11 protein-coding genes are annotated in these 12,259 nt (G+C 39.3%); 2 read left to right on the top strand and 9 right to left on the bottom strand.

The genetic code is table 11. The features are described 5' to 3' along the window. Nucleotides 1-21: 21 nt before the first annotated feature. The 4 genes from menB to N784_RS08730 are packed head-to-tail and all read right to left on the bottom strand — an operon-like array spanning nt 22 to nt 4,797. Nucleotides 22-840 (bottom strand): 1,4-dihydroxy-2-naphthoyl-CoA synthase, encoded by an 819-nt coding sequence (gene menB / locus N784_RS08745; protein ID WP_036834191.1) that lies wholly within the window; start codon nt 838-840, stop codon nt 22-24. Between the two features lie 26 nt (nt 841-866). Next, the gene (menH, locus tag N784_RS08740) at nt 867-1,676 is read right to left on the bottom strand and encodes a 2-succinyl-6-hydroxy-2,4-cyclohexadiene-1-carboxylate synthase (protein ID WP_036834190.1); all 810 of its coding nucleotides are present in this window, start codon (nt 1,674-1,676) and stop codon (nt 867-869) included. Beyond that, nucleotides 1,673-3,424, bottom strand: a complete 1,752-nt coding sequence (menD, locus tag N784_RS08735) for a 2-succinyl-5-enolpyruvyl-6-hydroxy-3-cyclohexene-1-carboxylic-acid synthase (RefSeq protein ID WP_036834189.1) — start codon at nt 3,422-3,424, stop codon at nt 1,673-1,675. Before menD ends, menH begins: the two co-directional genes overlap by 4 nt. After that, nucleotides 3,421-4,797: an isochorismate synthase gene (locus N784_RS08730; RefSeq protein WP_052127216.1), complete on the bottom strand. Its 1,377-nt coding sequence runs from the start codon at nt 4,795-4,797 to the stop codon at nt 3,421-3,423. Before N784_RS08730 ends, menD begins: the two co-directional genes overlap by 4 nt. A 352-nt stretch (nt 4,798-5,149) precedes the next feature. On the opposite strand from N784_RS08730, the gene N784_RS08725 reads away from it, so the two are divergent. Together N784_RS08725 and N784_RS08720 are read left to right on the top strand one after the other, a co-directional pair. After that, nucleotides 5,150-6,097: a 1,4-dihydroxy-2-naphthoate polyprenyltransferase gene (locus tag N784_RS08725; RefSeq protein WP_036834187.1), complete on the top strand. Its 948-nt coding sequence runs from the start codon at nt 5,150-5,152 to the stop codon at nt 6,095-6,097. Between the two features lie 117 nt (nt 6,098-6,214). Further along, nucleotides 6,215-6,595, top strand: a complete 381-nt coding sequence (locus tag N784_RS08720) for a hotdog fold thioesterase (RefSeq protein WP_036834245.1) — start codon at nt 6,215-6,217, stop codon at nt 6,593-6,595. A gap of 268 nt (nt 6,596-6,863) precedes the next feature. Here the strand turns inward: N784_RS08720 and N784_RS08715 are convergent, their stop codons facing one another. The 5 genes from N784_RS08715 to N784_RS08695 are packed head-to-tail and all read right to left on the bottom strand — an operon-like array spanning nt 6,864 to nt 12,259. Continuing rightward, nucleotides 6,864-7,901 (bottom strand): ABC transporter ATP-binding protein, encoded by a 1,038-nt coding sequence (locus tag N784_RS08715; protein WP_036834185.1) that lies wholly within the window; start codon nt 7,899-7,901, stop codon nt 6,864-6,866. After that, the gene (locus tag N784_RS08710) at nt 7,898-9,610 is read right to left on the bottom strand and encodes an ABC transporter permease (RefSeq protein WP_036834182.1); all 1,713 of its coding nucleotides are present in this window, start codon (nt 9,608-9,610) and stop codon (nt 7,898-7,900) included. The genes N784_RS08715 and N784_RS08710 overlap by 4 nt, the downstream gene beginning before the upstream one ends. Before the next feature lie 20 nt (nt 9,611-9,630). Further along, nucleotides 9,631-10,668 carry an ABC transporter substrate-binding protein gene (locus N784_RS08705; RefSeq protein WP_084600199.1) on the bottom strand — a complete coding sequence of 346 codons (1,038 nt, stop codon included), beginning with the start codon at nt 10,666-10,668 and terminating at the stop codon, nt 9,631-9,633. Beyond that, the gene (surE, locus tag N784_RS08700) at nt 10,653-11,468 is read right to left on the bottom strand and encodes a 5'/3'-nucleotidase SurE (RefSeq protein WP_052127215.1); all 816 of its coding nucleotides are present in this window, start codon (nt 11,466-11,468) and stop codon (nt 10,653-10,655) included. Before surE ends, N784_RS08705 begins: the two co-directional genes overlap by 16 nt. Next, complete coding sequence (locus tag N784_RS08695) at nt 11,465-12,259, bottom strand: sugar phosphate isomerase/epimerase family protein (RefSeq protein WP_036834181.1); 795 nt, start codon at nt 12,257-12,259, stop codon at nt 11,465-11,467. Before N784_RS08695 ends, surE begins: the two co-directional genes overlap by 4 nt.

The raw sequence follows: 12,259 nt of genomic DNA, 5'->3' as shown, positions 1-12,259 counted from the left end.
GTTCATTTATTTCACCAAAACTTAAGGGAATCTAGGGAATTGTTTAAAGTCTGGTTTACGTTTTTCTTTAAAGGCGTCACGACCTTCTTTCGCTTCATCCGTTGTGTAATAAAGAAGCGTTGCGTCTCCACCCATTTGTTGTAAACCTGCTAAACCATCTGTATCAGCATTAAAGGACGCTTTTAGGAAACGTAATGCAGTTGGTGATTTTTCTAGCATTTCTTTACACCACTGCAGCGTTTCTGCTTCCAAATCTTCTAATGGTACTACTGTATTTACTAGTCCCATTTCTTTGGCTTCTTGTGCATTGTATTGACGGCATAGGTACCAAATTTCGCGGGCTTTCTTATGGCCAACAATACGAGCTAGTAAACCTGCTCCATAACCAGCATCAAAGCTACCTACTTTTGGACCTGTTTGACCGAATATTGCATTATCTGCAGCAATTGTTAAATCACATACGATATGTAGAACATGACCGCCACCTATCGCATAGCCAGAAACTTCAGCTACTACTGGTTTAGGGATAACACGGATAAGACGTTGTAAATCTAACACGTTAAGACGCGGAATTTCATCTTCTCCAACGTATCCACCGTGTCCACGTACTTTCTGATCTCCTCCAGAACAAAACGCCTCATCACCAGCACCTGCTAGCACAATAACACCGATTTTAGAATCATCGCGAGCATGTGAAAATGCATCTAATAATTCTTTTACGGTTTGTGGACGAAACGCATTGCGCACTTCAGGACGGTTAATTGTAACCTTTGCAATGCCATCATGTGTTTGATATAAAATGTCTTCATAATGGCGTTCATTTATCCATTCAACTGTCATGAATATATCCTCCTTATTACAAAACGTTAAACGCTTTCTATTTGTGATACGAAATCATCTACTATTTTACCAAAAAAATCGATATGTTCCACATGAATTGCATGGCCACTATTTTTCACTTGTATATGACGAGCTTTGTTACAATGTTTTTTCATCTCATTTGCAATCTCTGTGAATTTATTATCAAGTGTACCAGTTATGAATAATACTGGGCAACTTAATTCAGATAGACGCTGCCACCAAGATGGTTGCGCTCCTGTTCCCATCCCTCTTAAAGAAGAAGCTAGCCCTTCTGCAGACTGGGATAGTCGTTCCGTTCTTATTTGATTCTGCACATTGCTAGGAAGCTCTTTTTGTGTTGCAAACATCGGAAGCTCTTGCCAATAATTAACGAACGCTTCTACCCCTTTTTGTTCAATCGTAGCGGCGAGTTGTTTATCACGCTTCACTCGATTCCATCTTTCTTCTTCGGTAGCTAAACCTGGGCTTGCGCTTTCTAGTAGAACACTTCGAATCCGATGAGGGAAAAGGAAAGCAAAGGACAAAGCCGTTCTTCCTCCCATGGAATACCCCAAAATGTGTACTGTAGCAATGCCAAGCACAGCCAACACCTGATCGATATCACTACAAACGGATTCCATCGTGAAACAATTTTTGCTTTTCGTTTGCCCGTGACCTGGTAAATCAATGGTGATGAACTCATAATCAGTACGCAATAATTCTACTAAAGAATCCCACGTATGGTGAGAACCAGTAAAACCATGAAGCAACAATAGTGGCGGACCATTCCCCTGCCGCTTCACATAATAGGTTGTATCATTGATTTCTATTCTCATTGATAAGTCTCCAGTAAGTCATTTAAGGCTTGTTCAATCGTATACCACTTATCTCGATGCCAATTTACGTTTGTTTGACGGTCTGTATTGACTTCTATTACGTTCAAAGCATGTTGACGGAAACTTGTATCGACCACTTCCGAAAAATCATTCCAATTATCTACACTTGTGAAATTCCCACCATACATATGAACAACCTTTTCGAAATCAAGATGAAGCGGCGTACCAAAAAGCACTTCAAAATGATTGGGATGGTTCGCTTGAGGTAAAAAGGAGAAAATCCCCCCACCTTCGTTATTAATCACAATAATGCGTATGTCCATTTGATACTGTTTCGCCATTAACAGTCCATTCAAATCATGATAAAAAGACAAATCACCAAGAATGAGCGTTACTTGTTTGCCGGAAGCAGCTACACCTAAAGCGGTTGAAATTAACCCATCTATCCCATTAGCACCTCGATTAGCGTAAACTTCGATTTGCTTCGGTGTTGTCATAAAGAACGTATCTAAATCACGAACTGGCATACTATTTCCGATAAAAACAGCACTTTCTTCAGGTGCATTCTCCATCAGGTTCGTAATCACATGCCCTTCCATGAGAGGTTTGGCATGCTGATCTTCTATTAAACACGCTTTTGTTATTTCATTCGCTCGTTGCCACATAGATAACCACTTCTTATCGAAATTCCATGTGTGTGCATGCTCTACTAGTTGATTGCACAACTCGCTACCATCAGCGTATATAAATTGTGCTTGATTACGATTCGGCTCGCGATACCCTTCCACATCTTCTACAATAAATTGAGTGATGTTCGGATTTGACTTCAACATTAAAGTAAAGGGCTTAGAAACAGGCATAGCCCCAAACCGAATAATGAAGTCAGGCTTCCACTTAACCCGTATCGCTTCGTTTTTCAAAATGGCATCATAACTTTCTATAATAAGGTCTTTATCATGTAACCCACTCCGAAGTTGAGAAAGCGGATCAGCAAGAATTGGCAATTGCATGTGACGTGCTAATTGTACGATTGGCTCAATAAGACGATGATTCATTTGCGGACCACACACAATGAGCCCTTTTTTATAGTGAGATAATTGCTCCTTTAACTGCTGGAGTTGCCACTTATCTAATGTCCGCTTTCCACTAGAAAGAGAATGATGGCTTGTATATCCCTCCTCCCCCCATACATTGTCTAACGAAAAGTCTGGTAAGAGCGGCTCACGAAACGGAAAATTCAAATGAACAGGTCCTGCATTGCCTTCCTTCGCCGTATGATATGCTCTAGCAGCAACACTTCTTACATATTGCAACATCGTCGAACTATCTTCAGGTAGGGCCATTTCTTGAAACCATTTCACATAGTTACGAAACATATCCATTTGATCAATTGCTTGCGGTGCACCTACATCACGTAATTCATGAGGTCGATCCGCTGTTAATACTAGTAATGGAACTCTGCTATAATATGCTTCCACCACTGCTGGATAATAATTCGCAGCCGCTGTCCCTGATGTGCACACTAAAGCTACTGGTTTCTGTTGAGATTTCGCCAATCCTAAAGCAAAAAAACCCGCTGAACGTTCGTCCATATGCACCCAATGTTGTATTCGAGAGTGTTCCGCAAACATCATAGCTAAAGGGGTCGAACGTGAACCAGGAGAGATAACGACATCGGTCATCTCTCCTTTTACGAGTTCATCTATAAAGTTACCGACATATTTAGTTAACTGTTCTGTATGCTTCATTGCAATCCTCCTAGCGCTTGGAGCATTGGTGAAAATTTAATAGCTGTCTCCTCATATTCTACCTCTGGCTGTGAATCTTCTACCACACCGCATCCAGCAAAGAGTGTTGCCTGATTTTGATAAAGAAGAGCAGAACGTATCGCTACTGCAAATTCCCCATTATCTTTCGGATCAAACCAGCCAATAGGAGCGGCATACCAGCCACGGTGGAAAGGCTCTTTATCACGAATAAACTCAATAGAAGCCTCAACTGGATATCCCCCTAGTGCAGGGGTTGGGTGAAGTCGCTGCACCACATCTAATATAGTATAGCCTTGTTGAAGCTTTCCTTTTACCGGCGTATATAAATGCTGTAAATTGCGTAAAGGGTATAATATTGGTCCATCTGGGACAACAACGTCATCACAACAAAGCTCTACTGCTTGCTTTATCATTTGCACAACGAAGTCATGCTCCTGTAAATTCTTCTCATCGTGTAATAAATACGACCCTAGTTGCTCATCCTCTTCTTGCGTTTGCCCTCTAGAGATTGTTCCTGCCAAACACGTCGAAAGTAACGAACGCTGCTCCACTTTCACTAAACGTTCTGGTGTGGAACCGACAAAACAAGACATACCACGTTCGAAAGCAAAGATATAGCTTTGATGCTGTTGTTCCGAAAGTACGTTTAGCAAAGAGGAAATGGGTATATTTTCAGAAAACGTTGCAATCATTTCTCGAGCAAGTACAACCTTATCAATGACTCCCCGTTTAATATCCTCCGTTGCATCCTTCACGATTTGTTTCCATTCCTCTGGAGCTACTTCTTCTTGTTGAATTAAATAAGGCATTTGTTCTCTTTGAAACGTTGATTCCATGAACTGGACACTTTGTGCAATATATGGTTCCAAACTTTCGCCTGGTTCTACTAGTGCATTAATCGTTAAATAACTTTCTTGATGGACTATTGTTAATAAGTAAGTAGGAATCACCATAGAACTATTTGGAAAGTCCCCCCAAGTGACCGATCCTTCTTTAAGGGGATCAAATGCAAAACCTCCAAAGGCTATTGGACCTGTCCCAGAAGCTTCATAATCATTATATATCGCTGCATTTTCAAGCAATTGTCCAAAGCTATGATGCACAGCGTCAAATCCATTGTCATCCGATTCGAACGCTACTGTTTCTCCTATCCCAACTAACGTTAACGTACGATCTGCACTAGCCCAATAAAATCTTGTACCTTGATTAGTTGTACCTGCTTGATAAAATGCAAAAGAGTTCGCGTTATCCACCTTCGTCGTTATACTAACTAACTGCTTTTGCATGACAGGTTTTATGTTTTCCATCACATCGTGCAATGTGTTATATAATTTAGATGTTGTATGAATCACAACCATCGCCCTCCAATCAACAGGGACTATTCGCATAATGCTCTTCCATTATACCAATATAAAGACGGTAACCCGTAAATCCCATACCTATTTATTTTATGCTCTTTCGTCCATTTCCTCAAGCCATGCTTTAAGATAAATTCAATCCTCTACCTGTTACATCCTTTTCAGCATCATAAGTTCTACATCTATGATGCCACAAAGACAACCGACATTCCTAGCCACAAAGCTCCAAATTAATTGGTAATTCCCTTTTCTCATCTCTAATTGACAGCAAAGTCCGATTTGCCTAAACTAAAGGTTGAGCTAAAAAACTATAATCCATCGCTCTAATCCTAAGGGAGAGACAATTATGCAACAAATGAATAAAAAGGATATACAAACTGCTTTAAATGAACGAAAAGGTTGGCAAGTTTGGTGGAGGCTATTAAGACCTCACACGTTAACAGCTGCTTTCGTTCCCGTCTTTGTTGGTACCGCTTATGCCGGAATAGAAGAATCTGTTGATTTTACACTTTTTTTCGCCATGCTGCTCGCATCGATCTTAATTCAAGCCGCTACCAATATGTTCAATGAATATTATGATTATGTTCGTGGACTAGATACAGAGCATTCGATTGGAATAGGTGGTGCTATTGTTCGTGATGGAATACCACCGAAGAAAGTGCTCCAACTCGCTCTTTCCTTTTTTGCAGTTGCTATACTGCTCGGTGTTTATATTTGCATCGTAACGAATTGGTGGATTGCAGTTATCGGTCTTATTTCCATGGCTTTCGGGTATTTATACACAGGAGGACCATATCCAATCGCATACACTCCATTCGGAGAAATCGTATCTGGATTATTTATGGGTACTGTTATTATTGGAATTAGTTATTACATTCAAACACTCCAAATTACAGGGAATATTATATACATTTCCATTCCCGTGGCTCTGTTAATTGGTGCAATCTTATTAGCGAATAACATTAGAGATTTAGACGGTGACAAAGAAAGCGGAAGAAAGACAATCGCTATTTTGTTAGATCACAACGGTGCTGTAGCGTTTTTAACAACATTGTTCCTATCTGCTTATGCTCTTGTATTTATTTATACCTTAATCGACATCTTACCTATTTGGTCACTTATTGTCTTATTCAGTGTACCTAAAGCAGCAAAAGCAGTAAAAGGTTTCAAGCAGAAAGGATCACCATTACAAATGCTACCTGCAATGAAATTCACAGCACAAACCAACACTATTTTCGGATTTTTATTAGGTATATCGCTATTATTACAATTATTTATACCCGTACAATGGTAAAGACAAGCAAATAACTGCTTGTCTTTTTTCTTGCTTTGCAGGATATTACCAATCCCAACAAGAATATACGTAAGGAGGAAAACTAATTTAATAAGGATGTGACTTATACATATGGAAATGAATTATCACCACTCTATGATAGAAACACTTGGCATTCAGGAAATTACCCTTACGAAAGAACGTGTGGTACTATCGATGCCAGTAGATGAACGCACACATCAGCCTCTTGGCTATTTACACGGTGGAGCTAGTGTCGCTTTAGCAGAAACCGCAGCTAGCATCGGATCTATTCTCCATGTCGATATGGACAAATATAATGTATTCGGGATTGAAATAAATGCTAACCACCTAAAAAGCAAAAAATCCGGAATCGTTTACGGCATCGCAACACCCGTTCATATCGGAAAAAGTACAATGGTCTGGGAAATTAGAGTTCTAGATGAAGAAGATAACTTAATTTGTGTATCACGTTGTACAGTAGGAGTCGTGCCAAAATAATATGTATAAACATTTCTACTTAATATGTAAAATTTAACAAATTCATGGTGTAGAAATGAAGGAAAGTACGTGTTTCGAAAGAAGAAAGAAAGGACAGAGAGATTCGAACGACGCAGCTTTAAGTAGTAGTATAGCAAGTGAACGAAAGCATACGTCTACGATTTTCACAGAGCTTTATGAACCAACTTTCATAGCACCACATACAAAAACGACTAACCAGCCTTAGCCCGTATGGAATGAGAGCTAACACAGATTAGTCGTTTTTTTATCACTTGTTTTTTTGGATTATAACCTCATCACCAATACCAAAAACAGTGAATAAATTACCATGTACAAAGAAAGTCTCTCCTTGAACATCTACAGTATAATGGATTTCCTTTCCTTGATATTGAACACTCGTAACAACACCTAGTATGCCAGTACCTTCCTTTACTAATTCCAATTGTTCGGGACGTACCGGAAAAATCCCCTTATCTTTAAAACGCTCAGCAACCTCCTCATCTGACCATCTAACAGAATGGTCAGCATATTTAGGTATGAATTGACCTTCTTCCCACTGCCCATGTACTAAATTGGCCTTCCCTACAAATGTTGCCACAAATTCCGTTTCTGGTTTAGCGTAAATTTGTTTTGGTGTTCCTATTTGTTCTACCTTGCCATCCTTCATTACAACGATACGATCAGCCATTGCTAACGCCTCACTTTGATCGTGTGTTACGTACAAAATAGTCGTCTTTGTAAGTCGATGTATTTGTTGAATTTCCTTTCGCATCTCAACTCGCAACTCCGCATCTAAGCTGCTTAAAGGTTCATCCATGAGCATTAATTTTGGTTTAGCAACAAGCGCTCGCGCTAATGCTACACGTTGACGCTGACCACCTGAAAGCTGATTAGGGTACCTATGTCCCATCGACTCTAAGCCAACAATCTCTAATATTTCGTCTACTCTAGCGATTCTTGCGTCTTTGTCCAACTTCTTCATGAATCGGTCGTGAAGTAATGGAAATTCAGCGTGCTCTTTAACAGTTTTATGTGGCCATAACGCAAATGACTGAAATACCAAGCTCATATTCCGCTTCTCAGGTGGAACTACAGTATTAGCATCACTTACACATTGGCTTTCCATATAAACAGTGCCACTCGTTGGCGTTTCAAACCCAGCCAATATACGCATTAATGTTGTTTTCCCACATCCTGAAGGACCTAGTATTGCTACAAATTCACCTGTTTCAATAGTGATTTCATCAATATGTAATGCCTCTACATGATTGAATTTCTTCGTTAAACCATTTATAACCGTACTCAACTCTTCCCCCTCCTTACCTTGCCAACATTTTTGATTCCGTATAATAATAAGATACCCACTGCAATAAGCAGTACAATCAATGAAGAAAAAGCTGTTGAATAAGTTGTATATCCTGCCTGTTCAAAGTTGAAAATAACAAGACCAATCGTTTCCGATCCTGCCGACCACAATAACGATGATACAGTTAGCTCCGTTAACGCCTGTAATAATACCAAGAAGCTCCCACTTAGTACTCCAGGCATAATTAAAGGTAACAAGATGGACTTCCATTTCACCATGTTACTAGCACCACTAACATGAGCTGCTTCCTCCATAGAAGGATCTACTTGCATAATTGCAGTAATACTTCCTCTAATTTGTAAAATAAGAAAACGCGTAACGTAGGCAATGAACAATATTTTCATACTTCCATATATACCAGGATTCCAACCCGGTATCGGCTCCATCCATGCAAAAATCATCGCTAACGCTAAAACAATACCTGGTAGAGCATATGGTAAGCCAATAATGACTTCTATGGCTTTTAACCATTTAGTTGGCTTTCTAACACGGAAGTAAGCAATAGCAGTACCACATATTAAACAGATAAGCATTGTCCCAAATCCAAGCATAATACTATTCGTAATCGCCTGCTGCGTCTTGCCACTCTCCATCAGCACGAAGCGATAGTGATCGAGTGTAAGGTTGTCCCATGTAAAATCAAGACCATATGCTTTAATAAAAGATGTACTGATCATCGATAACAATGGAACCACACTCGTAAATACAAGTAAAGACCAAACACAGACTTCTATTACTCCACGATATTTCCCTAGTGAGAACCTTGCTTGAAAATCTTCATTTACTGTTTCTAATGACTTAGATTTACGTACTAATAACCATTGAATAAACGTTCCTATTAATGCCAACATACCTAACAACACAGACAACGTCGCCGCTTTTGCAAAGGCACTTGGCCCAAATCCTACTACTTGCTCATATATGTAAGTACTTAATACATTTATATTTGCAGGAATACCAAGAAAAGCAGGAATACCAAAATTATCAAGACTTGCTAAAAATGCTAGCAATCCTCCGCTAGCTATGCCTGGTAGCGCTATTGGTGCTGTCACCGTAAAAAACGTTTTAAGCCTACCAGCACCAGATATTCTTGATGCCATTTCCAAGTCTCGAGGCACTTTACGAAACATACGAACTGTTAATAAATAGACAAGTGGATAATGGGAAAGACCCATTACAAATACCATGCCACTTAAGCTATACAAATCCCACGTTTCAATAGCTATTGATTGTAGTAATGAAGAAAACCAAGCGTTTGGAGCAAAAAACTGCGTCCACGATAATGTCACTATGTAGGAAGGTATAATAAACGGCATAATAATCAATATTTGCATGCCGTTTTTCATTCTAATATCACTATAGGCGACAAGCCATGCCATACCTACACCGATGATAATCGATAGAATAGTTGCTCCTCCTACGACATACAATGTGTTTTGTAACACGTTCCACGTTTCTTCTCTTTGTAGCATCTCAACGTAATGAGTCAATTGAAACCCTTGATCTGTTTGAAAGCTGAGCATGAACAAACGGAAAATTGGTATTACAAAAAAGATAACTAACAATACTATACCGATATATTTCAATATACGATTCATAAAATGGGAGGAGGGCAATTTATTTTGCCCTCGTTTAGTTTGACTTAACATACTCTATAACTCCCCCTCACTTACTCTCCTGCCAAATCGGAAAACTGTTGCTTATCTTCTTCTCTAGATTTATATAATTCATTCAAATCTGATTCAATAATATTTAACTCGTCGATTGTTTTTAAACCTTCTGGTGCATCAATACCTGCTCTAATGGGAGTGTAACCAATCTCTGCTTGAACAGATTGTCCTTTCTCAGATAATACAAAATCTACAAACGCTTTTGCCGCCTCTTCATTTTTGGCGTCTTTCAGAATTGCTATTGGTTCTGTAATCGCCGGTACACCTTCATTAGGATATACAAGTTTAACAGGTGATCCTTCCTGTTCTGCACGAGCAACAACGAAATCAACAACCATTGCATACGACTTATTTCCACTAATCACCTCTTTTAAAGCTGCACCATTCCCTTTCGTTACCATAACTTCATTTCTATTTAACATCTCATAGAAATCCCAACCGAATTGATTGTCTCTAGTTAGAACACCTAAATTATATGCCGCTGCTCCTGAATACAAAGGACTAGGCATAACAGCTTCTCCTTTGGCATTTTCATTTGTTATCGCTTGCCATGAATCAGGTACGTCACTAACTTTTTCTGTGTTTACCGCCAATGCTGTAGTCATAACCTTTGTTCCAGAATAAGTATAATCAGAATCTACAAACTGGTTCGGAATTTCTTTATGCTCGGTTGATTCATATGACAATAATAAATTTTGTTCTTTTAAACTTTTAAAAGTGACAGCGTCCGCAACAAGAAGTACATCAGCTTGCACAGAACCAGCCTGGTGCTCGGCTTGAATCTTACTAATTACTTCTTCCGTTCCTGATCGGAACATATTAACTGTAACATCAGGATATTCTTCATTAAACGCAGCTATTAATTTCTCCGCATCTGCATCTGGTTGAGATGTATAAAAATTTAAATCGCCGTCCGCTTTGCTCGTTTCTTTTGAATTCCCTTCAGAACTGCCTCCACCTTCTTGACCACTACTACAAGCAGTTACCACCATTAAAAACAACGCCGTCATCAACATCATCACTAATTTTTTGCCCATACTTTTTCTTCCCCCTCATTAAATTGTTTATTAAAGCTGGTAAACCAGCGTTCAACCTTCGCAAGCAATTTCTGTTGCTGTTGATGGACATTTACTGGAGTAACTGTAATACACCCACTCCGAAGCTTCCCGTAATCTTGCTCAGTATCTTCATGAATCACTTGTTGTAGTTTATCTTTGAGCCAATAATGAACCTGGCCTTGCGGGTCATTTAATCCAACGTATTGATAACGAGAAATATTTTTATTAAACGGTACGACTGCTACCCCTTGGCAAAATCTTAAAGGTAAATGGGGTATATTCACATTTAACAACGTATGGTTCGGGAATTTCTTCTGAAATATTTGTTCACATAATTGATAGAACAACTCTTTGACACTATTGAAATTAATGGCACTTTCAGAAAAGTGAGCTAGTGAAACAGCAAGAGATGGAATATTGTACAAAGCACCTTCAACGGCTCCTGATATCGTTCCCGAATAATACCAATCACGTCCTAAATTCGGACCAATGTTGATGCCTGATATAACATAATCAGGTTTATCATCTAGCAATGCATCTAAGGCAAGCTTGACACAATCTGCTGTAGTCCCATTAACAGACCAAGCTTGTACGCCCGTACCAAACCAATGCACTTTTTCCGCTTTAATAGGATGACGCAATGTTATCGAATGACTAGCTGCACTTCTCTCTTGATCTGGACAAACGACATACACATCACCGAACAATTTAAGAACTTCCACCAATACACTAACTCCCTTTGCATGTATACCATCATCATTTGTAACTAGAAATCTCAACAAATCACGTCCTTTTCTATTGAATATTGTTCACGCAAAAAACGCATGTTTTCTTTTAAGATGTTCAATTCAGTTGAGTCATCATATCCCTCAATCACAATCGGATACGTTTCATTTGCTAACTCGTTAAGTATTGGCGTAATAGCTAGCTCACCCTTACCTAAAGGGACATGATACACTTTTGAAGTGGAATCACTAATGTGAACTTTATTGATACGCTCTAATTCCTTGAATTGTTGTAAGATGTTACGACTAAACGGAACATGCGCTATATCAAATGTGGTTTTTAATGAACTAGGCAGATGTTGCAAAAATGCATTCATTTGTTCAGCTGTCGTAAGAAGTTCTTTATCTTTCTCTTCCATTAATTCGAGCGACAACGTTATGTTAAGTTCATCTCCTAACTGCAATAAACGGATAATACTTTGCTGTAATTGATCTAAGTGCCACTTTATCCACTCGGACTTTAACGTTAGTCTACCCGGGTGAAACGTAACGTTATTTGCACCAATTTTTTTAGCAAGGTACATGGATTTCTTTATTTCTGTTACCGATTGTATGCGAGTTCCTTCATTGAGGGAACATAAATTCAAATCCCAACTTGCCGCATGCAACGTTACATCCAATCCCGTTTCCTCCTTGGCAGCTATTATCTTCTCCGTGCAAGTATGATGTAGCCAGACGTGCTCTGCCCAAACTTCTACACCAGCAACGCCCAGCCCACTTGCCAGCCGAATTACTTCGTCAACCGGATATGACCACATAAGTGTCGAAGAAATATATAGGTTCAT

It is taken from the genome of Pontibacillus litoralis JSM 072002 (genome assembly GCF_000775615.1).
GTDB lineage: Bacteria > Bacillota > Bacilli > Bacillales > BH030062 > Pontibacillus > Pontibacillus litoralis.
This window is presented reverse-complemented; position numbering and strand designations above follow the sequence as displayed.

Excerpts from the sequence above, each read along its gene's own strand:
- N784_RS08725 (WP_036834187.1), top strand. The coding sequence starts at position 5,150 with ATGCAACAAATGAATAAAAAGGATATACAAACTGCTTTAAATGAACGA.
- N784_RS08705 (WP_084600199.1), bottom strand. The coding sequence starts at position 10,668 with ATGGGCAAAAAATTAGTGATGATGTTGATGACGGCGTTGTTTTTAATG.
- menB (WP_036834191.1), bottom strand. The coding sequence starts at position 840 with ATGACAGTTGAATGGATAAATGAACGCCATTATGAAGACATTTTATAT.
- N784_RS08710 (WP_036834182.1), bottom strand. The coding sequence starts at position 9,610 with ATGTTAAGTCAAACTAAACGAGGGCAAAATAAATTGCCCTCCTCCCAT.
- menH (WP_036834190.1), bottom strand. The coding sequence starts at position 1,676 with ATGAGAATAGAAATCAATGATACAACCTATTATGTGAAGCGGCAGGGG.
- N784_RS08720 (WP_036834245.1), top strand. The coding sequence starts at position 6,215 with ATGAATTATCACCACTCTATGATAGAAACACTTGGCATTCAGGAAATT.
- N784_RS08695 (WP_036834181.1), bottom strand. The coding sequence starts at position 12,259 with ATGAACCTATATATTTCTTCGACACTTATGTGGTCATATCCGGTTGAC.
- menD (WP_036834189.1), bottom strand. The coding sequence starts at position 3,424 with ATGAAGCATACAGAACAGTTAACTAAATATGTCGGTAACTTTATAGAT.